The organism is Pseudomonas antarctica, assembly GCF_900624995.1.
Classification (GTDB): domain Bacteria; phylum Pseudomonadota; class Gammaproteobacteria; order Pseudomonadales; family Pseudomonadaceae; genus Aquipseudomonas; species Aquipseudomonas antarctica.
The window spans coordinates 1-24582 of the sequence record NZ_UYXQ01000056.1; the positions used below are offsets into that span (position 1 = coordinate 1).

Sequence of the window (24582 nt, forward strand, 5' to 3'; positions counted from 1 at the left end):
CGAAGCGGTAGATCTTACGATCAATCAGTTCTTCGAGGGGCAGGTCGATGGAGCCGGAAACCTGGCTACGCAGACCCATTTCGGCATATTCCGGGTTGAAGCGGATGCCAGGGCGACTTGCACGCAGGTTAGCGGTGACGGTCTCTTTGTCATTGCCCAGGCAAGAAACAATGCCCAGACCAGTGATAACGACGCGGCGCATGCGGATAACCCTTAAAAGTTGTCAGTGGAAGTGAATACGCCGACCCGAAGGCCTTCGGCAGTATAGATCTCGCGACCGTCGACAGTCACCGAACCGTCGGCGATAGCGAGGTTCAGCTTGCCCTTGAGGACGCGCTTGATTTGAATGTTGTAGGTGACTTTCTTGGCGGTCGGCAGGACCTGGCCAAAGAATTTCACTTCGCCCGAACCCAGGGCGCGACCACGGCCCGGCAGGCCTTGCCAGCCCAGGTAGAAGCCGACCAGTTGCCACATGGCGTCGAGGCCCAGGCAACCTGGCATTACAGGGTCGCCTTCAAAATGGCAGGCGAAGAACCACAGGTCAGGGGTGATATCCAGCTCGGCGACCAATTCACCTTTGCCGTACTTGCCACCTTCTTCGCTGATATGGGTGATGCGATCCACCATCAGCATATTCGGGGCGGGCAGTTGCGCGTTACCTGGGCCGAACAGCTCACCGCGACTGCAGCGCAGCAGGTCTTCCCGAGTAAAGGCGTTTTGTTTGGTCATGCGAGCTCCTCAATAATCCCATGCGGCAGGGTAGGGCAAATCTTCCCGAACCGAATGAAGCGTTCATGCCTCATACCGGCAGCCTACACATAGACTATTGCGTTGTAGTGAAAGTCACAGCGATAAGGTACTGAATGTACACTTGTTCACTGAAATTTTAAACCGGGCCTGTTTATGGGCCCGTTCGGGTGCCTAAGACTGCCGCACTTTCGTCTTTCACGCCAGTCGCAGTTGGTTGATGGCGCAGCGCTATTGCACCCAGCGCTGCAGGATTTGCTGCAAATCCGTGCGTTTGAACGGCTTGGCCAGGTAATCGTTCATTCCGGCCGCCATGCAGGCTTCGCGATCGCCCTGCAACGCGTTGGCGGTCAGGGCAATGATCGGCAGATCGGCGCAGCCGGGGAGTTGTCGAATCTGCCGTGTGGCCTCGTAGCCGTCGATCACCGGCAAGCGGCAATCCATCAGGATCGCGGTAAAAATCAGGCTCTCGGCACTGCGGATGGCCTCGGCGCCGTCGGTGGCCAGGCTCACTTCAAAGCCCAGGCTGCGTAGCATGGCTTCGACCACGGTGCGGTTGACCGGGTTGTCTTCTACCAGCAGCACGTGGCGGCCATCGCCGGCGCTGCTCTTGCCTTCGGCGTGCGGGGCAATCGTCGGCAGGCTTTGCTGATCGATGGCCAGTGGAATTTCCAGGGTAAACACCGAGCCTCGGCCTTCCTCACTTTGGGCGCGCAGCGTGCCGCCCATGCGTTCGGCCAGGGTGCGTGCGATCGGCAAGCCCAGCCCGGTGCCGCCGTAACGTCTTGAAATGGAACTGTCGGCCTGCTGGAACGCGTCGAACATCAGTTCCAAGCGCTCGGCGGAAATCCCGATGCCGCTGTCGCGCACGGTGCAGGTGAACCACACCAGTTCATGGTCGAGGGTCTGCCAGTGCGGCTCAACGGTCACCGTACCGTGTTCGGTAAATTTCAGCGCGTTGCCGATCAGGTTCACCAGAATCTGCCGGATACGCGTGGGGTCACCCTGCACTCGCAGGGCGTCCATGCCCGGCGGAATCGGCAGCTCCAGCGTCAGCCCGCGTTGCTGTGCGCTGTGCTGGAAAGCCTGGGCGCAGCTGCTGATCAGGTCGGCGAGGTTGAACGAGATATGTTCCAGCTCCAGCGCGGCGCGCTCGATGCGCGAAAAGTCGAGGATGTCGTTGATCACCTTGAGCAAATGCTCGGTGGACTCGCAGGCCAGTGCCGCGTACTCGGTCTGCTCCTCAGTCATCTCGGTGGTTTCCAGCAGTTGCAACATACCCAGCACGCCATTCATGGGCGTGCGCAACTCGTGACTCATCATCGCCAGGAAGTCCGACTTGGCATTGTTCGCCCGTTCGGCTTCCTCGCGGGTCTGGATCAACTGGGCCATGGCCTGGTGTTGTTCGCGGCTGGCCTGGTTGAGGCCCTCGGCCAGGTTATTGATATGCCGCGACAGGTCGCCCAGTTCCGAGTCATCGACAATCGGCAGCGGCGTTTTGTAATCGCCTTGCTGGATCGCTTTCACCGCATTGCCCATGGCGCTGATCGGCTGCGACAGGCTGGCCGCCAAGCGCCGCGCGAGCAAGAAGGTAAACAGCAGCGCGAACAGGGCAAGGATGCCGGCCTTGAACAGGGTTTCCTGTTGGCGCTGGCTGAACGCGTCGTTGGACATGCCGACAATCACCCGGCCCAGGTAATCCGCACGCGGCGCCGTCGGCTCACTGAGGTTGTCCTGGAAAAAGTCAGTGCCCAATTGGATATGTTGCAGTCGGATGGGCGCCTGGAACACTTTTACCGACAGCGAGCGGTCGTGCTTTTCCGACGGTTGCTCGACGTACACCAAAATGTTTTCGGCGCTGTCCTGAATCTCCAGGAAGCGCACATGCGGCGTGGCCAAGGTCGCGCGCAGCAGGCTCTCGAGCACGTCGTTGTTGCCGGAAATCACCCCGTATTCGGTGGCGGGCGCGAGTTGGTTGGCGATCAGTTGGCCGGTGTGATCCAGTTCCTGGCGCAGGTCTTGGATACGCACGAAGGTAAAGAAGCTGATCAACAGCAAGGTCAGCAACAATGCCGGGCCCAGGGTGATGAGCTGGGTGCGGGTATTGATGTCCCAACGACGACGCAGGGTCATGGACGTTTCTCTCCTTCGGCCAATCGGGCGGCGACGGCGACTTCGTCAACCTGTTCGATTCCCAGTGACCGTGCGACTTGCGGGTTACCGACGACTTTGAAGTGTTCCGGGTACAACGAGCGCGGCCAGCTAGCCGGCGGTTGGTCCAGTAGTCGGTCGAGTACCTCGAGCCAGTCGGCCTGGTCACTGTAGGTGCTGGCCAGGCTGCCGGCCTTGACGAACCCGGCATTGGGGCCCACCAGCGGCAGTTGCTGGGCGTAGCTGCTGAGCAACAGGTTCTTTACGGTTTTCGGGTTGTAGAGCCGCGTGTCATCGAGGCCGAGCAGCACATCACTGTTCTTGAGCAGATTTTGCAGCGCGCGGCTGTCATTCGTGTTGTCCCAGAGCTGCGGCACGATCTGCAGCCCCATCGGCGTCGCATAGTCACGCAGCTCTTGCAGCAGGAACTCACTGTCGACGCCGTAGAGCACGCCGATGCGTTGGGCTTGCGGCAGGATGCTGGCAATCAGGTTCAACTGCCGCGCGAGCGGCGGGTCGCTCCACAACAGGCTGATTTTGGCCGGCTGAGTGCTGCCCAGGCGCTGCCGGGCTTGCAGGCGGCTGATACGCAGCACCAGCGTCGGCGGGCCTTGGGCATCCTGCAGGCGCCATTCGAGGCCGGGCAGGTCGAGCAGGATCAGGCGGGTGTTGGCAGGCAAATGACTGGGAGGCGGCAGGTCGTTGAGCGCAGTAAAGGTCACGTGGTCTGCGGGCCGCTGTTGGGCAAGGGCTTGGGCAAAGGCGTGTACACCGGCACCGTCTTCGGCAGCGGTCAGCAGAATGTTGGCGCTCCAGGCCGGCGCGGTCAGCAGCAGGCACGCCCATAGCAAGCCGCGGTGCCAGAGGCGTGAAACAAACAGGAGGGTCATCCGTGACGGGGCGCCCATGTCAGAACTCTAACTCCGCGCTGAAGTAGAGGACGTGGCGACTGTCGTAATTGTTGTCGGCAAAGGTGGTGGGCTGGTTATCGAGGCGTTGCTGCAACATGCCAGCCAGCTCCACGTTGGCTTTGCCCAGGGCAATGCGCTTGGCCACGCGCAGGTCGACCCGTTCGAAGCGGTATTGATTGAGTGCGTCGTCACCATAGTAGAACAACGCACTCGACCAGCCTTGGCCCCATTCACGCAGCCAGCCGGCCGAGCCGCTGTTGCGCGCGGTCTGTGCTTTATCTCGCGGATTGCTGGAGGCGGCATCGACATAAGCATAGGTCAGCCGCAGGCGATCGGTGTTGCTCATGCGCCAATCGAACTGCGATTCGGCCCCGGTAAACCGTGCGCTGTTGGCGTTGCTGGCAATGTACTGATTGTTGCGTAGCGGCGAGCTGATCATGTCGGTGATTTCGTCGTAGAACAGTTTCACGTCGACATTCAGCCCGAGGTCGGCAAAGAAGCCGTTGTAGCCCAGCTCGCGCGAGCGCATCAACTCTTTATCGAGGTTGCCGGGGCCGCGTGTTACCACAAAATATTGCCCGGAATTTTGCCCGTAGGCCGGGGAACTGAGGTTGGTGACGCGATAACTCCAGTTGACGTTGTTCTCGAACATGTCCGGCGAGCGAATTGCCTCGGAATACACTGCACGTAAACCGTGGCGCGGGTTGATCAAGTAGTTGACCGCCACGCGCGGGGTCAGCGAGTTGCCGCTCAGGTGGGTGTCTTCGTACATCGCGCCGCCCTGCAGCAGCCAGTGTTCGCTGGCACGCCATTCCAAGTGGCCGAACAGCCGCCATGTGGTGTCGTCGAGGGTGCCATTGAAGTAGGTGTCGGAGTCGGCGCGGTCATAGCGGTAATTCATGCCGCTGACCAGGCGCAGGCTGTCGGACAGGCTAAGGGTGTCCTGGATCTCGAGGTCGTAGCGGCTTTCGCGGGTGCTTTGGTCGATATCGCCGCACACGCTTTGGTTGGCGCCGTTGCGCCACTGGTCCAGGACCTGGTTGCCCAACGCTTGCTCAGCGGCGCTGCCGGGCGGGGCCGTGCCCTGGCTATAAGTGTCCATGTGCCGGGCCAACTGTTCGGCGTAGTTGGGGTTCAACTGCCACAGTTGAGTCAGTTCCGGGCTGAACGACACCTTGGCGTCACAGGCTTTCCACACCTGTTGGCGGTCCCATTGCTGGGCCGAGCCCTGGATATACAAGCTGTGTTCGGGGTTGAAATCAAAATTCCAACGTAAGGAACCGGCATAGTCCTTGGCGATAACGTCGGAATTGGTGCCGCCTTCGGTAATCCCGGCGAATACCGGGGTGTAGGTATAAGGGCGCTGGTTGCTGCCTTCCTTGGCGTCGAGTTGCACATCGATGCTCTGCTGCGCGTTGAGGGTCTGGCTCACGGCCAGGCTGAAACGGCTGAGTCGGCGGCTGTCACGGCGGTCGGCACCGACCTTGTCGCTGTCAAAACCATCGTCCTGTTGCCCGGACATCGACAGCCGCAAGTCGCCGGTCTCCCAGCCCACGCCCTGGCTGGCGTAGACGTCGTTGATCCCGCGCTCGCCACGGATGATTTTGACCCGTGAACCGTGGCTGTTGGACGGTGAGCGCGTGAGGATATTGACCACGGCCATCAGCGCATTGGCGCCATAGCTGACGGTGTTGGGGCCGCGAAACACCTCGATACGCTCGATGTCTTCCATGGCCACTGGAATATCGCTCCAGTCCACCGTCGCCAGGCCCGCGCGGTACACCGAACGCCCGTCGATCAAGACCTGCATGCGCCGCGCATCGCTGGCGCTGGTGCCGTGGTAGTTCACCGCCGCCTGGTTGCCGGTGGTGTAACCGACCATCATCCCCGGCACTAATCGCAGCAGCTCGGCGATATCCCGCGCGCCGCTGGCCTTGATCAGTTCACTGTCGATCACGGTCATGCTGCCGGGCACGGCGGCGGCCGATTGCTTGAGGCGCGTGGCGGTCAGTACCTGGGGCAGCGGCTGGCTGTCGAGGAACAGGTCATCAGCCAGCGCTGGTACGCTGCACAACAGCACCAACAACAGCGATGAACGGGGAGGAGGGCCCAGGTACACGGCACGGCCTTGATAATTACGGATAGCCGCCCATGTTAACTGAGGTGGGGCCATTTGCCAGTCGTCGCCCTCACAATTACTTCACACCGAGGTGGCATTTTCCGACAAACGTGTGAATTGACACGGGGGCTGGCCGCAAGCGGGTCGCCCCGTATAATGCCGCCATCGCCACTGGTATGGATTAACGGATTGCATATGACTGAACAGCGCCCTATTGCGGTCCTGGGAGGCGGAAGTTTTGGTACCGCCGTGGCAAACCTGCTGGCCGAAAACGGTCACGCGGTACGCCAGTGGATGCGCGACCCCGAGCAGGCGGAGGCCATCCGCGTCCACCGTGAAAACCCCCGTTACCTTAAAGGCATCAAGATTCACCCGGCGGTCGAGCCGGTGACCGACTTGTTGGCCACGTTGACCGAGTGCGACCTGTGCTTCGTCGCGCTGCCCTCCAGCGCCTTGCGTTCGGTGCTGGCACCCCATGCCGAACGCCTGGCGGGCAAGCTGCTGGTCAGCCTGACCAAGGGCATCGAGGCGCACACGTTCAAGCTGATGAGCGAAATCCTCGAAGAGATCGCACCCCAGGCGCGCATCGGCGTGCTGTCCGGGCCAAACCTGGCGCGGGAAGTGGCGGAGCACGCGCTGACGGCCACCGTGGTGGCCAGTGAAGATGAAGCGCTGTGCGAGCGCGTCCAGGCCGTGCTGCATGGTCGTACGTTTCGCGTCTATGCCAGCAGTGATCGTTTTGGCGTCGAACTGGGCGGGGCGTTGAAAAACGTCTATGCGATCATCGCCGGTATGGCCGTGGCCTTGGGCATGGGTGAAAACACCAAGAGCATGCTGATCACCCGCGCGCTGGCGGAGATGACCCGCTTTGCAGTGAATCAGGGCGCCAACCCGATGACCTTCCTGGGGCTGGCGGGCGTCGGTGACTTGATCGTCACCTGCTCGTCGCCGAAAAGCCGCAACTATCAGGTCGGTTTTGCCCTGGGCCAGGGCTTGAGCCTTGAGGAGGCGGTGACACGCCTGGGCGAAGTCGCCGAAGGCGTCAACACGCTCAAAGTGTTGAAGGCCAAGGCTCAGGAAGTTGGCGTGTATATGCCGCTGGTCGCCGGGCTGCACGCGATCCTGTTTGAAGGGCGCACCTTGAACCAGGTCATCGAGTTGCTGATGCGCGCCGAACCGAAAACCGATGTCGACTTTATTTCCACCAGTGGTTTCAACTGAGGAACGCGCCATGAACGATCCGAAAGCAGCGCCAAAATACGAGTCCATCCTCCTGCGTGTCCTGTGGATGCTGGTGTTTGCCCTGGTGTGGCAAGTGGCGCAGTTCCTGCTCGGCGCTTTGGTGGTAGTGCAGGTGGTGTATCGCCTGATCTACGGCGCGCCGAACCTGGGACTGATGAATTTTGGTGACAGCCTCAGCCAGTTCCTTGCGCAGATCGGCCGTTTCGGCAGCTTCCATACCGAGCAAAAACCCTGGCCGTTCGCCGATTGGCCGACCCCGCGTGCACCCGAAGGCGAAGCTGCCCACAGCGTGCCGCCGGCGCCGCACCCGGTGCGTGATGAAGAGCCAAAACTGTGAAGCTGTGGGTTTTGCGTCACGGTGAAGCCGAAGGGCATGCGCGCACCGACGCCGAGCGCAACCTTACTGAGCATGGCCGTGGCGAAGTGTTGCGCAGTGCCGCGCAGCTGATCGGATTGCCGATCAGTGCCATCTTCGCCAGCCCGTATGTGCGTGCGCAGCAAACTGCGCAGCTGGTGCGTGACGCGTTGGGTTTTGAGCCGGACATTCGCACCGTGGCGTGGCTGACGCCGGACAGCAACCCGGTGCAGGTGCTGGAAAAACTCGACACTGATGACAATGTGCTGCTGGTCAGCCACCAGCCCTTGGTTGGCAGCCTGATCAGCTTTTTGCAGCATGGCCATCTACGGCAGCCGCAACCGATGTACACCGCCAGTTTGGCGGAGCTTGAAGGGGATTATCCGCTGGCGGGGTTGATGAGTTTGGTGAGTGTGAAGAACCCGTAGGGTCGCAGGTATCTACGCAGCTCTTTGTGTTGCGTTAGGTCTTATGTAGATATGAGTACATATCCGTTGCTGCGGTAACGGCGGCTATTGGTTCCGCCCTTACGGCGGGTCACTTTTGGAAAAGAGCCCGGAATGCCGGCCCAGCCAAAAGTAACCCGCTGTAAGAGCGGAACCCATAGCAGTCGCTACCCAAATAACGGATATGCACCCAGCGACCCCAAAACAACCCCCATTACTCAACCTGTAAAAAGATACCTACCCCCATAGGATAGATCGCCGCTTCGTGTGTGCTATATAGTCAACCAAGCAAGTGCTTGGTTGGCTATCATCGGATCACAAAGGAGCGCGTCCCATGCCTGTCGCTTTTCGTTTGCCGTTGCAGGTCTTCTTCGAACGTGAAGCGCGGCACCCGCGCAAAGCCTTTCTGGTGCAGCCCATCGGCGACGGCGAGGTGCAGACCCTCACCTGGGGCGAGGTCGGCCACCAGGCCCGCAGCACCGCGCAGTGGCTGCGTGCCCGTGACCTGCCGCCGGGCTCGCACATTGCGCTGATCTCGAAAAACTGCGCGCACTGGATCATCGCCGACCTGGCGATCTGGATGGCCGGGCATGTGTCGGTGCCGCTCTACCCCAACCTGACCGCCGACTCCGTCGCCCATGTGCTGACCCATTCCGAGGCGGCGCTGGCGCTGATCGGCAAGCTGGATGACTGGCCGGCCATGGCGCCGGGTATCCCGAACGGGTTGCCGACCATCAGCCTGCCGCTGTGCCCGGCCGGTGACTTCGATTACCGCTGGGCCGACCTGCAAGCCTGCCCACCGATCCAGGACAACCCCGAACCTGCCGCCTCCAGCCTGGCCACCATCGTCTACACCTCCGGCACCACCGGCTTGCCCAAAGGCGTAATGCAAACCTTCGGCGCCTTGGGCTTTGCTGCCACCCGTGGCACTGAGTTATTTGGCCTGGGGGAGGGCGACCGGCTGCTGTCCTACCTGCCGCTGTGCCATGTGGCGGAGCGGATGTTCGTGGAGCTGGCGTCGATCTACACCGGGCAAACCGTGTTTTTTGCCGAGAGCCTCGATACGTTCCTGACGGACTTGCGCCGTGCACGGCCGACCGCGCTGTTCGGCGTGCCGAGGATCTGGACCAAGTTCCAGATGGGCGTCTACAGCAAGATGCCGCAAAAGCGCCTCGACAGCCTGTTACGCCTGCCATTTATCGGCAAGCGCGTCGGGCATAAAGTCCTCGCCGGTCTGGGCCTGGACGCGCTGCGCATTGCGTTGTCGGGCGCGGCGCCCGTGCCTGAAGCCTTGTTGCGTTGGTATCAGCGCCTGGGGCTGGACGTGCTGGAGGTGTATGGCATGACTGAAAGCTGCGGCTATTCCCACGTCTGTCGCCCCGGCCAACAGACGCTTGGCTGGATCGGCCCACCGTGCCCTGGCGTCGAAGTGCGCATCGACGCGGTGGGCGAAGTGCAGGTGCGCAGCGATGCGACCATGCTCGGCTATTTCAAGGACCCGCAGAGAACCGCCGAGACGTTGACCGATGACGGCTTCCTGCGCACCGGCGACAAGGGTGAGCAGGACGCCCATGGCTGCCTGCGCCTGACCGGGCGACTCAAGGAAATATTCAAAACCAGCAAGGGCAAATACGTGGCCCCTGCACCGATTGAAAACCGCCTGGCTGAACATGCGCGCATCGAGCAGGTGTGCGTGGTCGGCGATGGCCTGACTGCACCGATAGGCCTGTGCGTGCTGTCGGCCGGCAGTCAGGACCGACAAGCCCTGCGAGGCAGCCTCGAGCGCTGGCTGGAACAGGTCAACCAGACGCTGGATAAACATGAGCGCTTGCGCCAACTGGTGGTGGTAAAAGACAGTTGGGCGGTGGAAAACGGATTCCTGACGCCGACCCTGAAGATCAAGCGCACAGTGATCGAGTCGACCTACGGTGCCCAGTTTCAGCTGTGGAGCGCGCGCAGCGAATCCATTCTGTGGCAGGATTAGGGTCGTAATAAAACCAATAAGGACAACTTCATGAGTTTGTGGCGCACCCAACCGAATATCGAGCAACTCAATGCCATCCAGAAAAACACCATCGGTGAGTTGCTGGATATCCGCTTCGAAAGCTTCGACGACGAGTCCCTCACCGCCAGCATGGTGGTCGACCATCGCACTCATCAGCCTTACGGCCTGCTGCACGGCGGCGCGTCGGTGGTGTTGGCCGAGAGCGTTGGCTCCATGGCGGCTTACCTGTGCATCGATGCCAGCAAGTTCTATTGCGTGGGCCTGGAGGTCAACGCCAACCACCTGCGCGTTGTGCGCAGCGGGCGGGTGACAGCGGTGGCGCGGGCGATCCATATCGGCCGCACCACTCAAGTCTGGGACATTCGATTGACCAGCGACGATGGCAAGGCCAGCTGCGTATCGCGCCTGACCATGGCCGTGGTGCCGCTGGGCGAGAATCCGCCGGCGCGATAGGCGTGGCGTGAGTGTCATCATTCCTGGCAGTTACAGTCATTGCTGTGTTGCCCAGGCGTGGTGACAATCCACTTCTGTTTTTGTAGATGAGTCCGGTATGTCGCAGCACGTGTTTTTTGCCCACGCCAATGGTTTCCCTTCGGCCACCTATGGCAAGTTGTTTGCCGCCCTGGCCCCGGAATATGCAGTGGCTCACCTGCCGCAGCACGGTCACGACCCCAGGTTTCCGGTGGACGACAACTGGCAGAACCTGGTGGACGAACTGATCCACCATCTGGAACTGCAGCCGGAACCGGTGTGGGGCGTGGGCCATTCCCTGGGCGGCGTGTTGCATTTGCACGCGGCCATGCGCTGCCCGCAGTTGTACCGCGGCGTGGTGATGCTCGATTCGCCGGTGTTGACCCGCGCCGACCGCTGGGTGATTCGCGCCGCCAAGCGTTTCGGTTTTATCGACCGCTTGACCCCGGCTGGCCGCACCTTGGGCCGACGTGAAGAATTCACCGACCTGGACGCCGCGCGCAGCTACTTCGCCGGCAAGACGCTGTTTCGCGGGTTCGACCCGGAGTGCTTTGATGCTTACCTGCAACATGGCCTGCAACAGGTCGGCGATCGCCTGCGCCTGCGTTTCGATCCGGCTACCGAAATCAGTATCTACCGGGGCGTGCCCCACACCAGCCCGGGCCAGGTTCGCCAGTTGAAGGTGCCGCTGGCTGTCGTTCGTGGCCGTCAAAGCCGGGTGGTGATGCGTCACCATGCCAGCGGCGTCGACCGCCTGCCCATGGGCGAGATGCTCACCATGCCTGGTGGCCATATGTTCCCGCTTGAGCGCCCCCAGGACACTGCGACCTTGATCAAAAACCTGTTCTGCCGCTGGCAAGCGCGCGAGCGCAGTTGCGCATGAGCACGCCGGTCGAAGAAGTCCGCCTGAGCCTGCCACACATCGAGTTGGCGGCGCATTTGTTTGGTCCCGAGGACGGTTTGCCGGTGATCGCTTTGCATGGCTGGCTGGACAACGCCAACAGCTTTGCGCGGCTGGCGCCTAAGCTGCACGGTTTGCGAATCGTCGCGCTGGACATGGCCGGCCATGGGCATTCGGCGCATCGCCCTGCGGGCGCCGGTTATTCCCTGTGGGATTACGTCTTTGATGTGCTGCAAGTCGCCGAACAACTGGGCTGGAAACGTTTTGCATTACTTGGCCACTCCCTCGGCGCTATCGTCTCCTTGGTGCTGGCCGGCGCCTTACCGGAGCGCGTGACGCACTTGGGGTTGATCGACGGCGTGGTCCCGCCGACGGCCGCTGGCGAGAACGCCGCCGAGCGGCTGGGCATGGCGTTGCAAGCGCAATTGAACCTGCAGGACAAGCGCAAACCTGTCTACAGCACGTTGGATCGGGCGGTTGAAGCGCGCATGAAAGGCGTGGTGGCCGTCAGCCGCGAAGCCGCGGAACTGCTGGCCCAGCGCGGTTTGATGCCGGTGCCGGGTGGTTACACCTGGCGTACGGACAGTCGCCTGACACTCGCGTCGCCGATGCGCCTGACTGATGAGCAGGCGATGGCTTTCGTGCGCCGTGTGGGTTGCCCTACACAGTTGGTGGTCGCGGATGACGGCATGCTGGTGAAACATTCCGAATTGCTTTCCCAGCTACCCTTTACGGTGAACACGCTGCCGGGAGGCCATCATTTACACCTTAATGATGAGCCCGGCGCGATCCTTGTTGCAGACTGTTTCAATCGGTTCTTCCACGCGCCTTGACTTGGCGCGGGCAACTGCCGAGGCTGGGCGGATTGAAAGGGAGTCAACCATGTACGATCTCAACACCGCTGCGACCTCCGATGGCCAGGGCACACCGATCCGATGAGCCTGCGTAAAGGATTTATCCGTGCCCTCGCGCTGTGCTGCTTCAGCCCCTTGGTTTTCGCCGCCGACGTTCCGGGAAGCCAGGATTTACCGGCCGTGGCCCGCCAAGTCGATGCGCACATCGCCGATTACCGCCCCGCTGAAGAAAAGGAACGCATCTACCCCATGGGCGCGATCCGCAAGATCAGCGGCCAGCTGCGTTACGACGGCCAAGCCACGGCGCGCGGCCAAACCACTGCCATTACCTATGAACTGCCCGCCGAACACACCTCCAGCGCTGCGTTTACCGCGACGCGCGAAGCGTTGCAGGCCAAGGGCGCGCAACTGTTGTTCTGGTGCCAGGCTCGCGATTGTGGTGAAAGCAGCCTGTGGGCCAATGAAGTGTTCGGCAACGCCAAGCTGGTCGGCGCCGATGGCCAGCAGGAATACCTGCTGTTGCGCCTGGCCGCTCCCCAGGACAACTCGCTGGTGGCGCTGTACGGCATCACCCGTGGCAACCGTCGCGCGTATCTGCATGTAGAACAGATGGACGCCAGCGCACCGCTGGGGAACTTGCTGCCCACGTCGGCAACCCTGCTGCGCGAGTTGAAAAGCACCGGTGAACTGGACTTCCCGGCCCTCGGAGCCGAACCTGACGCTACTTGGCTGACCCTGATTTCGCGTGGCTTGAACCTCGACGCTACGATGCGCGTCAGCCTGACGGGGCCCACCGCCGAAGCCTGGCGCCAGGGCCTGATCGACCGCGGTGTACGCGCCGCCCGCCTGGAAACCGGCACCGGTGACGCTAAGGGTTTGCACCTGCATCTGATACGCTGACCGTAACAGGGCGAACGGACCCGCGCCGTTCGCCTAAGCTCTCTTCCTACAGCCTTATTCTCGAGATACCCGATGCTCAATAACGATCGCCTACTGGTGCAAATCCTGCTGCTGGTGCTGTTTGGTGCCAGCTTCTGGGTCATGGCGCCGTTCTGGTCGGCGCTGTTCTGGGGGGCGGTGCTAGCATTTGCCAGTTGGCCGCTGATGCGCTTGTTGACCCGCTGGCTGGGTGGCCGGGAATCCCTGGCGGCGGGCATCCTGACCTTGGGTTGGATGTTGCTGGTGGCGGTGCCGCTGGTGTGGTTGGGCTTCAACCTGGCCGACCATGTGCGTGACGCCGTGGGCCTGATCAAAGATATCCAGGTCGACGGCCTGCCTGCCGCGCCGACCTGGCTGAGTTCGATTCCTTTTATCGGCGAGCGCCTGGTGGCGACGTGGGACAGCATCGACCAGCAGGGCGCGGCGCTGATGGTCAGCATCAAGCCGTACCTGGGCCAGGTCGGCAACTGGCTGCTGGCGCGCAGTGCGCAGATCGGCGGCGGTATCCTCGAATTGACCCTGAGCCTGGTGTTCGTGTTTTTCTTCTACCGGGACGGGCCGCGCCTCGCGACGTTCGTGCATCGCTTGCTGGAACGCCTGATCGGCGACCGTGCCGGTTACTATATCGAACTGGTGGCTGGCACTGTGCAACGGGTGGTTAACGGTGTGATCGGTACGGCCGCCGCCCAAGCCTTGCTGGCGCTGATCGGCTTCCTGATTGCTGGCGTGCCGGGCGCGCTGGTGCTGGGCATCGTCACCTTCCTGCTCAGTCTGATCCCCATGGGCCCGCCGCTGGTGTGGATCCCGGCCACGGCCTGGCTGGCGTGGAAGGGCGATTACACCTATGCGGTGTTCCTCGGTGTGTGGGGCACGTTCATCATCAGCGGCGTGGACAACGTGCTCAAACCGTACCTGATCAGCCGAGGCGGCAACCTGCCGCTGGTGATTGTGCTGCTGGGCGTGTTTGGCGGGTTGATTGCCTTTGGTTTTATCGGCCTGTTTATCGGCCCGACCTTATTGGCGGTTGCTTACAGCCTGCTGACGGATTGGAGTGCAACCCAGGCTCAAGTTCGTCGCGAAGACAAACCCTTGTGACTAATGTGGGAGGGGGCTTGCTCCCGGTAGCGGTGTGACAGTCGACATCTGCGTTGACTGAACCACCGCCATCGGAAGCAAGCCCGCTCCCACATTTTTTTCACCATGGTTGGTCTTTTAGGCGCGTGGCAACCACATCACGGCGGTCAAGCCACCGCCGGGGGTTTCTTCCAGGTTCAGGCGGCCGCCGAGGCGTTCCACTGCCTCCTTGGAAATCGTCATGCCCAGGCCGACGCCGCCTGAGTTGCGGTTGCGTGAGCCTTCCAGGCGAAAGAACGGCTCGAACACCGCCTCACGTTTGTCCGCCGCAATCCCCGGGCCGTGGTCGATCACGCGGATGACCACGGCTTCGCGGCTGTCCGTCAGTTCTATCCGTGCCGTGCCGGCATAACGCAAGGCGTTGTCGATCAGGTTGTTGAGGCACGAACGCAGGGCCATCGGCTGCACCTGCAAGGGCGCGCAACTGCCCGCGAATTGCACGTCGCAGCCCTGGTCCTGGGCGTTCTCGCTGAGGGATTCGACCAGCGCCTGCACGTCGAGCCAGTGCCGGGTTTCGCCGGTGCGTTGTTCGTGCAGGTAGCTCAGGGTGGAGTCGAGCATGCCGATCATGTCGTCCAAGTCCTGGCGCATCTGGCCTTGCAGCTTGGTGTCTTCGATTTGTTCCAGGCGCAGCTTGAGGCGTGACAGCGGGGTGCGCAGGTCATGGGAGACCGCGCCGAGCATGCGTGCGCGCTGGCTGACTTGCTCGCGGATGCGCTTTTGCATCAGGTTGAACGTCGACGCGGCCTGGCGTGCCTCCCGAGGCCCGGACTCGTTCAACGGCGGGCTATCGAGGTCCAGGCTCAAACGTTCGGCGGCTGCGCTCAGGCGCTGGATCGGTCGGCTCAGCAGTTTGGCGCCGTACCAGGCCGCGATGATCAGCGAGATAAACTGAAACGTCAGCGGCACCACCGGGCCACCAAACCAGGGGCGATGATGCCGGTGCAGGGGCTTCATCGTGCCGTCAGGCTGCTCGACGAAGGTTTCCGGCGGCGGCGGTGGTGGCGGGCCGTAGTGGTGAAACCAGAAGAACGCCAGCACATGGGCCAACACAATAGCCACCAGCAATACGCCGAACAGTCTGCCGAACAGCGTATTGAAGGTAGCGCGCATCAACCGATATCCCGCGCGTCGAACAGGTAGCCTTCGCCACGCACGGTCTTGATCAATTGCGGTGCTTTGGGGTCGTCCCCAAGCTTCTGGCGCAGGCGCGAGACCAGCAAGTCAATGCTGCGATCAAACGCCTCTATGGAGCGGCCACGGGCGGCGTCCAGCAATTGCTCGCGGCTCAGCACGCGGCGCGGGCGTTCGATAAACACCCACAATAAGCGAAACTCGGCGTTGGACAGCGGCACCACCAGGCCATCGTCGGCCACCAACTGGCGCAGTACGCTGTTAAGGCGCCAGTTGTCGAAACGGATGTTGCTGCGTTGCTCGGTACGGTCATCGCGCACCCGGCGCAGGATGGTTTGGATGCGTGCCACCAGCTCGCGCGGTTCGAACGGCTTGGACATGTAGTCATCGGCGCCCAGTTCCAGGCCGATGATGCGGTCGGTGGGTTCGCAGCGCGCGGTGAGCATCAGGATCGGGATGTCCGATTCTGCGCGTAACCAGCGGCACAGCGACAGGCCGTCTTCGCCCGGTAGCATCAGGTCGAGCACCACCACATCAAAGGTTTCGGCTTGCAAGGCGGTGCGCATGGCCGTGCCGTCGGTGACGCCGGTGGCGAGAATATTGAAGCGCGCCAGGTAGTCGATCAGCAGTTCGCGAATCGGTACGTCGTCATCGACGATCAGCGCGCGCGTGCTCCAGCGCTTGTCTTCGGCGATTACCGCGCCTTTTTGCTCTTCGTTTACAGCGACGGTAGGGGTATGCATAGTGCGATCATCTGCCTGGTTGTTGCTGTCAGCATAGGCGCCCAGCCCCATGGCTGGAAGTGCTGGACGGGCGGTCATGTGCGCGAGGCTAGACGCGGTGCGTGTTGGGGGCATGTCGTGAATGTATCGGTATTGACACAATTGCGCGAAATGCCGGGTTATGGGCGCTTGATCAGTATTTTAGCGATCATCGGATCCCGCAACGGCGCCGCTTGCGCTACAATCCGCGCCGATTTCGACTTGCCTGAGAGCCCATTCCAATGTCCTTCTGCCAGACTCCTATCATCGTCGCCCTGGATTACCCCACTCGTGACGCCGCACTGAAGCTGGCTGACCAGTTGGACCCCAAGCTTTGCCGGGTCAAGGTCGGCAAGGAGCTGTTTACCAGTTGCGCGGCGGAAATCGTTGGCACCTTGCGTGACAAAGGTTTCGAAGTGTTCCTCGACTTGAAATTCCACGACATCCCCAACACCACCGCCATGGCGGTGAAAGCCGCGGCTGAGATGGGCGTATGGATGGTCAATGTGCACTGCTCAGGCGGTTTGCGCATGATGACAGCGTGCCGTGAAGTGCTGGAACAGCGCAGTGGGCCGAAACCGCTGCTGATTGGTGTGACGGTGTTGACCAGCATGGAGCGTGAGGATCTGGCCGGCATCGGCTTGGATATCGAGCCTCAGGAGCAGGTATTGCGCCTGGCGGCCCTGGCGCAGAAGGCTGGCCTTGATGGGCTGGTGTGTTCGGCGCTGGAAGCCCAGGCCTTGAAGACGGCTCACCCGTCGTTGCAACTGGTCACCCCGGGGATTCGGCCGGCGGGCAGTGCGCAGGATGATCAGCGGCGCATTCTGACGCCGCGTCAGGCGTTGGATGCAGGTTCGGATTATCTGGTGATTGGTCGCCCGATCAGCCAGGCGGCCGATCCGGCCAAAGCGTTGGCCGCAGTAGTCGCCGAAATCGCCTGACGAGCATTCCCACGCTTTGCGTGGGAACGCCTATTGTGACGCTCCGCGTCCCGGGCCGCATTCCCACGCAAAGCGTGGGAATGCTTTGGTCAGTTGACCTTCAACACCAACTTCCCAAAATTCTCCCCGTTAAACAGCTTCATCAACGTCTCCGGAAAAGTCTCCAACCCCGCGACAATATCCTCCTTGCTCTTGAGCTTGCCCTGCGCCATCCACCCAGCCATTTCCTGCCCGGCGGCGGCAAAGTTTGCCGCATGGTCCATCACCACAAACCCCTCCATGCGCGCACGATTAACCAGCAGTGACAAGTAATTGGCCGGGCCTTTCACCGCTTCTTTATTGTTGTACTGGCTGATGGCACCACAGATCACCACCCGCGCCTTCAACGCCAGACGGCTGAGCACCGCGTCGAGAATGTCGCCGCCGACGTTATCGAAATACACATCCACGCCTTTAGGGCACTCGCGCTTGAGGGCGGCAGGCACATCTTCGCTCTTATAGTCGATGGCGGCATCAAACCCCAACTCATCCACCAGGAATTTGCACTTGTCGGCGCCCCCGGCAATACCCACCACGCGACAGCCTTTGATTTTGGCAATCTGCCCGGCAATGCTGCCCACCGCCCCGGCAGCGCCGGAGATCACCACGGTTTCACCCGCCTTTGGCGCGCCGGTGTCGAGCAGGGCGAAGTAGGCGGTCATACCCGTCATGCCGAGGGCAGACAGGTAGCGCGGCAGCGGTGCGAGTTTCGGGTCGACTTTATAGAAACCACGTGGCTCGCCGAGGAAATAGTCCTGCACGCCCAGCGCGCCGTTCACATAGTCGCCCACCGCAAATTTCGGGTTGTTTGAGGCGATCACCTGTCCTACTCCCAGTGCGCGCATCACTTCACCAATACCGACAGGCGGAATGTAGGACTTGCCCTCGTTCATCCAGCCACGCATCGCCGGGTCCAGGGACAGGTATTCATTGTGCACCAGCACCTGCCCATCCCCCGGTGTGCCCACCGGCACTTCCTGATAAGTGAAGGTGTCCCGCGTGGCCGCGCCGACCGGGCGTTTGGCGAGCAGGAACTGGCGGTTGGTCTGGGCAGTCATGGCTAGGACTCTTTAGAAATGAGCCTTTAGTGATAGACCTGGAATGGTCTGAGGGCAAGGTTGTACGAGGGGGGCGAATGCCCGCCGATAGGCCTGGTTGATAGTGAGGCCAGTGGTGGCCTTATCACTGCAATTCATACAGCGCTCACCGGCCTTCTGATAGTGCTGACGCTGCCGTGCTGGCGTTGGCTAGACTCGCTCCACGGCTATTTTTCCATAGGACATCCCCCATGAGCATGACGTTTTCCGGCCAGGTCGCCCTGGTGACCGGCGCCGCCGCTGGTATTGGCCGCGCCACCGCGTTGGCATTCGGCGGCGAAGGCCTGAAAGTAGTGGTTGCCGACCTGGACGTGGCGGGCGGCGAAGGCACGGTTGCGCTGATTCAACGCGCTGGTGGCGAGGCGCTGTTTGTACGCTGCAACGTCACGCTGGAGGCGGATGTGCAGCAACTGATGGCAAAAACCGTCGCGGCCTACGGGCGCCTCGACTATGCCTTCAACAACGCCGGGATCGAGATCGAGAAGGGCAAGCTGGCCGACGGCAGCCTGGATGAGTTCGACGCGATCATGGGCGTTAACGTCAAGGGCGTGTGGTTGTGCATGAAGCATCAGTTGCCGCTGCTGTTGGCCCAGGGCGGCGGGGCGATCGTCAATACGGCGTCGGTGGCGGGGTTGGGCGCGGCGCCGAAGATGAGTATCTATGCTGCCTCTAAACACGCCGTCATCGGCCTGACCAAATCGGCAGCCATTGAGTACGCGAAAAAGAAAATTCGCGTAAACGCGGTGTGCCCTGCGGTGATCGATACCGATATGTTCCGCCGTGCGTATGAAGCCGACCCGCGCAAGGCTGAGTTTGCCGCCGCCATGCACCCGGTCGGGCGCATTGGCAAAGTCGAGGAAATTGCCAGCGCCGTGCTGTACCTGTGCAGCGACGGTGCAGCATTCACCACGGGTCAGGCGCTGGCCGTGGACGGTGGCGCGACGGCGATCTAGGACGCGATACCACAGCCTATTCGAAAAAGGCCAGGGACGCTGTGGGGCGTTTCCAAGGCTGGCACAAGGCCTCGTCAGAATGTGTATCAGTAGGTAAATAATCCAATAAAATCAATAATTTAATAAATTTTCGCGACCGGCTTAGCCGGGCTTCTGTGCTTAACTGTTTGGGGTTGATTAACAGACAGTTGAAGTGAGTGGCTCATGGATTTAGGCATTGATCGACAAGCCCTTGTACCGGTGGTGCAGCAAATCGTCAGCGCGGTGGTGCAATGGATTCGCAAGAGCGGGGCAAGCCCCGGCACCCGCTTGCCGTCCATCCGGCAATTAGCCCTCGATAACCTGCTCAGTCAGTCCAGCGTAATCGAAGCCTTTGAGCGAATGGTGGCGCAGGGGTTATTGGTGTCCAAACAGGGGGCGGGATTTAGGGTGGCCCAACCGCCGGTTTCCCTCGAAAGCCACTGGTATGAAGGCGCCGAACTGGGCTGGGGCGCTTATGTCGATGGCCCGCTGGGCGAGTTGAAGCTGGGATGCGGCTGGTTGCCGGACGCTTGGCGTGAAAGCGATGACATTTGCTACGCCATACGCGAGATCAGCCGTACCGACACCGCAGGCCTGTTCGATTACAGCACGCCGTTAGGGTTGCCGGTGCTGCGCGAGCAACTGTTCAAGCGGCTGACCCAGATGAAGGTGGACACTCACCTCGATTGCATTCTCACCACCCATGGCGCCAGCCATGCACAGGACCTGTTGATACGCACACTGCTCAAGGCCGGTGATACGGTGGTGGTCGAGACGCCGGGGTATGCCAACCTCTATCGTCAGTTGGAACGCCACGGCGTCAAACTGTTGGAGGTGCCGCGCGTTGTGGGTGGCCCGGACATCCCCGTGCTGGAGACGCTGCTGCAAAGCCACCGGCCCAAGTGCCTGTTTATCAATTGCCTGTATCACAACCCCACGGGCACCAGCTTGTGCCGAATGGTGGCCGAGCGTCTGTTGCAACTGGCGTGCAGCGAAGACTTCCTGATCGTCGAAGAGGATGTCTACGGCGACTTGCAGCACGCCAGTTGCACGCGCCTGTCGGCGCTGCCGCATGAGGGGCGGGTGATCTATATCTCGAGTTTTTCCAAGACCCTGAGCAGTGCCTTGCGGGTGGGTTATCTCAGCGCCAGCGCAGCGATTGTCACGCAAATGGCCGCGCTCAAGACGCTGACGGGCATCGGTACTTCGCGGTTTGCCGAGGCGGTGGTTGCCACGCTGTTGGCCAACGGCACCTACCGTAAATGGGTGCAGCGCCTGCGCAAGCGCTTGAATACGCAAATGGCCGCGACCCTGCAGGTGCTGGAGGACGAAGAGTGGGAGGTGTTCGCTGTACCTGCCGGGGGCATGTTTGTGTGGGCGCGGCCGGTTGTCGGCGACCGTTCACGCTTGCAGGCGTGTGCTCGGCAGCTCGGTGTGTTGTTGTCGCCTGGGGCGCTGTTCAGTCCCAAGGGCGAACACAGTGACTGGCTGCGCATCAATGTGGCCTATGCTGCTGATCAGCGGGCGTTGGCGTTGTTCCGTGCCATGGGGCCTGCCAGATCGACCTCGACCATTCTGAAAACGACGAAGATGTAGCTTTTTGCCATTATTGTGGCGCCAACGTCTTGTGCCGATAGCCCGTCGTTGCGAATCTCGCTGAATGGAAACCAGCCTTGATGGCATCTGCCATTGCAAGAGGATTCAAGTGCAATGATTTCGGCCGTGCAACGACGTTTCGCCAACCTCGGTATGGCGAAAAAACTGGGTTTTGGCTTCACCTTGGTGCTGCTGCTGACGGCACTGGTGGCGGCCATTGGTGTGTGGTCCCTGCAAACCGTTGGCCAGCGATTCGAAGGGCTTAAGACGATGTCTTCGCTCAACAGCGGCCTGCTCAAGGTGCGCTTGATCGAGCAGGACTACGCGCTGCATGCCGATCCCAAGGCTGTCGATGCGCTGCATGAAAGCGTCGACGCCTTGGTCGCGCTGGCCGCCAGCCTCAAGGCCCAATCCGCCGCCAATGTGCCGGTGATGAGCGAAGTCGAACAGGCGTTGGCTGCGTATCGCAAGGCGTTCGACGAGTTTGTCGAGCTGACCCAGACCAAAGACCTGGCATTGGAAATGGCCAGCTGGTCGGTGTCCAGCGTGGCCAATAACCTTGACGTGCTGCAAGCTGGCCTGGCCGATGATGGCGCCTATGGCCTCAAGGAAAGTCAAGGCAAGGAGGGCGCCGAGTTTATCGAGCAGGCGGGGCAGGTCAGCCAGGTTTCGCGGTTGATGCTGCAAGCCATGAATGAAGCGCGAGTGCGCCTTGATCAGAGCCGCAAGGCCGACGCCGACGACGCCGAGCAGGGCAAGATCGAACAGGCCGACCAGGCACTGGCGCAAGTCGAGCAGCTTAAAACCTCGGTCAAGGATGCGGGTTATCAGACCGTACTCAACGAAGTGTCCGTGCATATCGCCGCGTTCAGCGAAAAGCTCGGTGAGTACACCGGGCTGCTGGCCCAGGAAAAAGTCGTCTACAAGCAATTGCATGACCGCGCCGATCAAGTGGTCAGCCGTGTCAACCAGGCGTATGGCGCTGAAGATCAATCGATGCGGGCGCAATTGAAAAAAAGCGCGCTGCTGATCATTGGCTCGTCAGCCCTGGCCCTTTTGGTGGGCCTGATCGCCGCGTGGGTGATTACCCGGCTGATCGTGGCGCCGTTGCGCAGTGTAATCGCCGTGGCCCAGCAAATTGCTGCCGGTGACCTGAGTGGACGGATGGAGGTCGGCCGTCGTGATGAAATCGGCCAATTGATGCAAGCCATGCAACAGATGGGCAGCGGCCTGAGCCAGATGGTCAGCGGGTTGCAGGCAGGAATCGAGCAACTGGCCAGTTCTGCACATTCACTCTCCAGCGTGACCGAACAGACTAACGTCGAAGTCAGCAGCCAGAAGGAAGAGACCGAGCAGGTCGCCACGGCCATGAACCAGATGACCGCCACGGTGCATGACGTGGCGCGCAACGCCGAAGAGGCTGCGCAAGCCGCACAGACCGCCGATGACAAAGTCGATAGCGGCCAGCAAGTGGTGCGTCAAAGCCTGCAGCGTATTGAGTCGCTTGCAACCTCCAGCACCCGTGCCAGCGCCAGTATCGAAAGCCTGAGCGCGGAAATCCAGAACATCGGCACCGTGTTGAACGTGATCAAGAGTGTGGCCGAACAAACCAATCTGCTGGCCCTCAACGCCGCCATCGAAGCGGCCCGTGCCGGCGAGCAAGGGCGAGGTTTTGCGGTGGTGGCCGATGAGGTGCGGGCGCTGGCCAAGCGCACTCAGCAATCGACCGAGGAAATCGAACGACTGGTGAGTACGTTGCGCAGTGCGGCGCAGTCGTCGGTGCAGCAGATCCAGCAAAGTGGCGAGCTGGTAAAGCTGGCGGTCAGCGATGCGCTGGAAACCGAGAGTGCATTGGGCAGCATCGCGGTAGCAGTGTCACTGATCCAGCAGATGAACCAGCAAATTGCCGCGGCGGCCGAGGAGCAAAGCTCGGTGGCCGAAGAGATCAATCGCAGCGTCACCAGCATCCGTGCGAGCGCCGATCAGTCAGCGTTGAGCATGCAAGGCAATGCCGCGTCGAGTATTCAGTTGGCGCAGCTGGGTGCTGAGCTCAAGGGCATGGTGGGGCACTTCCGCCTCTGATCGCTGCGTGGCGGCCGCGATCAGAGGGGAGGGCTTCGATCAGGCGGTGTTGGCGAGGAAGGTCAGCAGTGCTTCGTTGACGAAGTCAGGGTTTTCTCGGGAAGAGATATGCCCCGCGTCCGGAATCAGGGTCAGGCTGCAGCCAATCAGTTCGGCCATTTCCTGGGATTCGGCGGGTGGCCGAGGCTTATCCTGCTCGCCGCACATCACCAGCGTGGTGTCGCAGTCCAGGCGTGGCAGTTGGGTCAGAATGTTCTCGCGGCTGAAAATCAACCGGCCCAGTGGCACGATGCTTTGCAGCAGGCGCTCCTTGGAGAAGCCCTGCAGCGCCTTGCGATAGTCCAGGTATAACGCGGACTCGCGATCGATGCCGGGGCGGAAGAAGATCGGTGCGACCACATCCAGCAAGGGTTCGGGGATAGCGCCGGCGTCCTCGATCATCTTGAACAGCGAGAAGTAGTACTGGCGTGTAGCCTCCGGCTCGGCGCCCAGGTAAGTGTCCATCAGCACGACGCTGTTGATGCGCTCCGGTGCCAGCAACGCAAGGCGCGCGCCCCACATGCCGCCCACCGACAGACCTACCAGGTTGATCTGTGCGATGTCGAGCTGGTCCAGCAGGGCCAGGGCCTGGCGCGCCAAGTCGTCCAGCGACCGGGTTTGGGCCGGCAGTGGGCCGGATTTACCGTGGCCCCACAACTCGGGAACGATCACGCGGTACTGTTGCGACAGGGCTTGAATTTGCGGGGCCCACATGTCGCGGTCCCACAGGTAACTCGAACCCAGCAGAACGACCGGGCCGGTGCCCTGGTCGACATAGTGCAGCGGTTGTCCATCAATCACGGCAACAGGCATAGCAGGCCTCTAACTTCACGGAGTGAGGGGCACTTTTTTACGCTAGTCGTGGGCAGGGGGATAGGTGCAAAGTGATGGCATGTTGTGGCGAGGCATTTATCTGTGGCGAGCGGGGTTTGTCGTGGTAAGCCCGCTCGCCACGACAGTCCCGCTCGCCACAAACCTCAGTATCAGTCGTAGATGGCTTTCTTTTTCCACTCGGCGTCGGCGTCGACGACTTTCAGGCCTTCGGTCAATTCGTTGACTTCGTCTTCGGCGGGCTGGCTGTTGGTCAGCACCGTGGAGTTGGCGCGAACCAGTTGGTTCTCCAGCAATTGCAACTGGGCACTGTAGAGCACCGGCTCCGGCTGTTTGCGCAAGTACTGTACGCCACGTTCAAACGCCAGGCGTGCCTGGCCCGGCTGGCCCTGTTGCAGAGCGTGCTGGCCGAGGTTGTTGAAGAACTCGATGTGCAGCAACACCAGGATGTGGCGAATTTCCTTGATCCAGTGCTTGGCTTCGTTGGTCGGCAGGAAGCCGTCCTGGGCAGCCCGGGTGACTTGGCCGTGCAGGGCTTCTAGCAGGAAGCGTACGTCCTTGGCCTTGGCTTCGGTCTGGATCGGCGCGGGTGGGTTGGTGACCGGAATCGATTCGCCCTGGCCAATCAGTGCATTCAACTCAGCGATACGCGCCTTGAGCGGCGCGCTGGATTTGTTGAGGTTCAGCAGGCGCTGATTGACGTTGAGTTCCAGGCGGGTCAACAACAGTTTGAGCTTCGGGTTCATCAACTGGCCGGGGAACGTCTCGGTGATTTCACCGCAACGACGCAGCCGATCGTTAAGTTCGATCTCG

At 61.3% G+C, this 24582-nt stretch carries 23 protein-coding genes and 1 pseudogene; 14 read left to right on the top strand and 10 right to left on the bottom strand.

Features of this window, described 5'->3' with window-relative positions:
* The 5 genes from E0F99_RS20310 to E0F99_RS20330 all read right to left on the bottom strand — a co-directional run.
* A partial coding sequence (locus E0F99_RS20310; RefSeq protein WP_278045761.1) for a beta-ketoacyl synthase N-terminal-like domain-containing protein occupies positions 1–202 on the bottom strand: 202 nt, incomplete at its 3' end.
* A gap of 11 nt (positions 203–213) precedes the next feature.
* Entirely contained in the window at positions 214–729 is a 516-nt protein-coding gene (fabA, locus tag E0F99_RS20315) for a 3-hydroxyacyl-[acyl-carrier-protein] dehydratase FabA (protein WP_003210552.1), read from the bottom strand.
* Positions 730–978: 249 nt separating this feature from the next.
* Entirely contained in the window at positions 979–2880 is a 1902-nt protein-coding gene (locus tag E0F99_RS20320; RefSeq protein ID WP_083359351.1) for an ATP-binding protein, read from the bottom strand.
* Positions 2877–3806 carry an ABC transporter substrate-binding protein gene (locus E0F99_RS20325; RefSeq protein WP_083359350.1) on the bottom strand — a complete coding sequence of 310 codons (930 nt, stop codon included), beginning with the start codon at positions 3804–3806 and terminating at the stop codon, positions 2877–2879. Before E0F99_RS20325 ends, E0F99_RS20320 begins: the two co-directional genes overlap by 4 nt.
* Before the next feature lies 1 nt (position 3807).
* Positions 3808–5928, bottom strand: coding sequence for a TonB-dependent receptor plug domain-containing protein (locus E0F99_RS20330; RefSeq protein ID WP_083359349.1), 2121 nt, complete (start codon positions 5926–5928; stop codon positions 3808–3810).
* 195 nt (positions 5929–6123) lie between these two features.
* Between E0F99_RS20330 and E0F99_RS20335 the strand changes: the two genes are divergently transcribed.
* The 9 genes from E0F99_RS20335 to E0F99_RS20375 all read left to right on the top strand — a co-directional run bounded on the left by E0F99_RS20335 (position 6124) and on the right by E0F99_RS20375 (position 14236).
* Positions 6124–7149, top strand: coding sequence for an NAD(P)H-dependent glycerol-3-phosphate dehydrogenase (locus E0F99_RS20335; RefSeq protein ID WP_083359348.1), 1026 nt, complete (start codon positions 6124–6126; stop codon positions 7147–7149).
* A 10-nt stretch (positions 7150–7159) separates the two neighbouring features.
* A complete protein-coding gene (locus E0F99_RS20340; protein ID WP_083359347.1) occupies positions 7160–7507 on the top strand; it encodes a DUF4389 domain-containing protein in 348 nt (115 codons plus the stop codon).
* Positions 7504–7953, top strand: coding sequence for a phosphohistidine phosphatase SixA (gene sixA / locus E0F99_RS20345; protein ID WP_083359346.1), 450 nt, complete (start codon positions 7504–7506; stop codon positions 7951–7953). Before E0F99_RS20340 ends, sixA begins: the two co-directional genes overlap by 4 nt.
* 352 nt (positions 7954–8305) lie before the next feature.
* Positions 8306–9955 carry an AMP-binding protein gene (locus E0F99_RS20350; RefSeq protein ID WP_083359345.1) on the top strand — a complete coding sequence of 550 codons (1650 nt, stop codon included), beginning with the start codon at positions 8306–8308 and terminating at the stop codon, positions 9953–9955.
* A 30-nt stretch (positions 9956–9985) separates the two neighbouring features.
* Positions 9986–10429: a hotdog fold thioesterase gene (locus E0F99_RS20355; RefSeq protein ID WP_083359344.1), complete on the top strand. Its 444-nt coding sequence runs from the start codon at positions 9986–9988 to the stop codon at positions 10427–10429.
* Between the two features lie 97 nt (positions 10430–10526).
* Positions 10527–11330: an alpha/beta fold hydrolase gene (locus E0F99_RS20360; RefSeq protein ID WP_083359343.1), complete on the top strand. Its 804-nt coding sequence runs from the start codon at positions 10527–10529 to the stop codon at positions 11328–11330.
* Positions 11327–12181, top strand: a complete 855-nt coding sequence (locus tag E0F99_RS20365) for an alpha/beta hydrolase (RefSeq protein ID WP_083359342.1) — start codon at positions 11327–11329, stop codon at positions 12179–12181. The genes E0F99_RS20360 and E0F99_RS20365 overlap by 4 nt, the downstream gene beginning before the upstream one ends.
* Before the next feature lie 102 nt (positions 12182–12283).
* On the top strand, positions 12284–13102 hold the full coding sequence (locus tag E0F99_RS20370) for a DUF4892 domain-containing protein (RefSeq protein WP_083359341.1): 819 nt from the start codon (positions 12284–12286) through the stop codon (positions 13100–13102).
* Positions 13103–13174: 72 nt separating this feature from the next.
* Entirely contained in the window at positions 13175–14236 is a 1062-nt protein-coding gene (locus E0F99_RS20375; RefSeq protein ID WP_083359340.1) for an AI-2E family transporter, read from the top strand.
* Between the two features lie 117 nt (positions 14237–14353).
* On the opposite strand, the gene E0F99_RS20380 is transcribed toward E0F99_RS20375, so the two are convergent.
* Both E0F99_RS20380 and E0F99_RS20385 read right to left on the bottom strand, forming a co-directional pair.
* Positions 14354–15388 carry a sensor histidine kinase gene (locus E0F99_RS20380; RefSeq protein WP_083359339.1) on the bottom strand — a complete coding sequence of 345 codons (1035 nt, stop codon included), beginning with the start codon at positions 15386–15388 and terminating at the stop codon, positions 14354–14356.
* Positions 15388–16152, bottom strand: coding sequence for a response regulator (locus E0F99_RS20385; RefSeq protein ID WP_130908894.1), 765 nt, complete (start codon positions 16150–16152; stop codon positions 15388–15390). The genes E0F99_RS20380 and E0F99_RS20385 overlap by 1 nt, the downstream gene beginning before the upstream one ends.
* 260 nt (positions 16153–16412) lie before the next feature.
* On the opposite strand from E0F99_RS20385, the gene pyrF reads away from it, so the two are divergent.
* The gene (pyrF, locus tag E0F99_RS20390; protein WP_083359337.1) at positions 16413–17111 is read left to right on the top strand and encodes an orotidine-5'-phosphate decarboxylase; all 699 of its coding nucleotides are present in this window, start codon (positions 16413–16415) and stop codon (positions 17109–17111) included.
* A gap of 89 nt (positions 17112–17200) precedes the next feature.
* On the opposite strand, the gene E0F99_RS20395 is transcribed toward pyrF, so the two are convergent.
* Positions 17201–18208 carry an NADP-dependent oxidoreductase gene (locus E0F99_RS20395; RefSeq protein ID WP_083359336.1) on the bottom strand — a complete coding sequence of 336 codons (1008 nt, stop codon included), beginning with the start codon at positions 18206–18208 and terminating at the stop codon, positions 17201–17203.
* A 230-nt stretch (positions 18209–18438) separates the two neighbouring features.
* Here E0F99_RS20395 and E0F99_RS20400 point away from each other — a divergent pair, with 230 nt between their 5' ends.
* The 4 genes and pseudogenes from E0F99_RS20400 (at position 18439) to E0F99_RS31220 (ending at position 22899) form a co-directional block, all read left to right on the top strand.
* Positions 18439–19200, top strand: a complete 762-nt coding sequence (locus tag E0F99_RS20400) for an SDR family oxidoreductase (protein ID WP_083359335.1) — start codon at positions 18439–18441, stop codon at positions 19198–19200.
* A gap of 204 nt (positions 19201–19404) precedes the next feature.
* Positions 19405–20817 (top strand): aminotransferase-like domain-containing protein, encoded by a 1413-nt coding sequence (locus tag E0F99_RS20405; RefSeq protein WP_083359334.1) that lies wholly within the window; start codon positions 19405–19407, stop codon positions 20815–20817.
* A 996-nt stretch (positions 20818–21813) separates the two neighbouring features.
* A pseudogene (locus tag E0F99_RS31215) lies at positions 21814–22038 on the top strand (HAMP domain-containing protein); the annotation flags it as partial.
* Positions 22039–22056: 18 nt separating this feature from the next.
* Positions 22057–22899, top strand: coding sequence for a methyl-accepting chemotaxis protein (locus tag E0F99_RS31220; protein ID WP_414189072.1), 843 nt, complete (start codon positions 22057–22059; stop codon positions 22897–22899).
* 39 nt (positions 22900–22938) lie between these two features.
* Here E0F99_RS31220 and E0F99_RS20415 read toward each other — a convergent pair whose 3' ends face one another.
* On the bottom strand, positions 22939–23751 hold the full coding sequence (locus E0F99_RS20415; RefSeq protein WP_083359332.1) for an alpha/beta fold hydrolase: 813 nt from the start codon (positions 23749–23751) through the stop codon (positions 22939–22941).
* A 170-nt stretch (positions 23752–23921) separates the two neighbouring features.
* The coding region (locus E0F99_RS20420) for a hypothetical protein (protein WP_130908893.1) at positions 23922–24582 on the bottom strand (661 nt) is incomplete at its 5' end.

Excerpts from the sequence above, each read along its gene's own strand:
- E0F99_RS20395 (WP_083359336.1), bottom strand. The coding sequence starts at position 18,208 with ATGACTGCCCAGACCAACCGCCAGTTCCTGCTCGCCAAACGCCCGGTC.
- E0F99_RS20375 (WP_083359340.1), top strand. The coding sequence starts at position 13,175 with ATGCTCAATAACGATCGCCTACTGGTGCAAATCCTGCTGCTGGTGCTG.
- E0F99_RS20350 (WP_083359345.1), top strand. The coding sequence starts at position 8,306 with ATGCCTGTCGCTTTTCGTTTGCCGTTGCAGGTCTTCTTCGAACGTGAA.
- E0F99_RS20320 (WP_083359351.1), bottom strand. The coding sequence starts at position 2,880 with ATGACCCTGCGTCGTCGTTGGGACATCAATACCCGCACCCAGCTCATC.
- E0F99_RS20370 (WP_083359341.1), top strand. The coding sequence starts at position 12,284 with ATGAGCCTGCGTAAAGGATTTATCCGTGCCCTCGCGCTGTGCTGCTTC.
- E0F99_RS20380 (WP_083359339.1), bottom strand. The coding sequence starts at position 15,388 with ATGCGCGCTACCTTCAATACGCTGTTCGGCAGACTGTTCGGCGTATTG.
- E0F99_RS20325 (WP_083359350.1), bottom strand. The coding sequence starts at position 3,806 with ATGGGCGCCCCGTCACGGATGACCCTCCTGTTTGTTTCACGCCTCTGG.
- E0F99_RS20385 (WP_130908894.1), bottom strand. The coding sequence starts at position 16,152 with ATGCATACCCCTACCGTCGCTGTAAACGAAGAGCAAAAAGGCGCGGTA.
- E0F99_RS20335 (WP_083359348.1), top strand. The coding sequence starts at position 6,124 with ATGACTGAACAGCGCCCTATTGCGGTCCTGGGAGGCGGAAGTTTTGGT.
- E0F99_RS31220 (WP_414189072.1), top strand. The coding sequence starts at position 22,057 with ATGGTCAGCGGGTTGCAGGCAGGAATCGAGCAACTGGCCAGTTCTGCA.
- fabA (WP_003210552.1), bottom strand. The coding sequence starts at position 729 with ATGACCAAACAAAACGCCTTTACTCGGGAAGACCTGCTGCGCTGCAGT.
- pyrF (WP_083359337.1), top strand. The coding sequence starts at position 16,413 with ATGTCCTTCTGCCAGACTCCTATCATCGTCGCCCTGGATTACCCCACT.
- E0F99_RS20400 (WP_083359335.1), top strand. The coding sequence starts at position 18,439 with ATGAGCATGACGTTTTCCGGCCAGGTCGCCCTGGTGACCGGCGCCGCC.
- E0F99_RS20415 (WP_083359332.1), bottom strand. The coding sequence starts at position 23,751 with ATGCCTGTTGCCGTGATTGATGGACAACCGCTGCACTATGTCGACCAG.
- E0F99_RS20340 (WP_083359347.1), top strand. The coding sequence starts at position 7,160 with ATGAACGATCCGAAAGCAGCGCCAAAATACGAGTCCATCCTCCTGCGT.
- E0F99_RS20360 (WP_083359343.1), top strand. The coding sequence starts at position 10,527 with ATGTCGCAGCACGTGTTTTTTGCCCACGCCAATGGTTTCCCTTCGGCC.
- E0F99_RS20405 (WP_083359334.1), top strand. The coding sequence starts at position 19,405 with ATGGATTTAGGCATTGATCGACAAGCCCTTGTACCGGTGGTGCAGCAA.
- E0F99_RS20365 (WP_083359342.1), top strand. The coding sequence starts at position 11,327 with ATGAGCACGCCGGTCGAAGAAGTCCGCCTGAGCCTGCCACACATCGAG.
- E0F99_RS20355 (WP_083359344.1), top strand. The coding sequence starts at position 9,986 with ATGAGTTTGTGGCGCACCCAACCGAATATCGAGCAACTCAATGCCATC.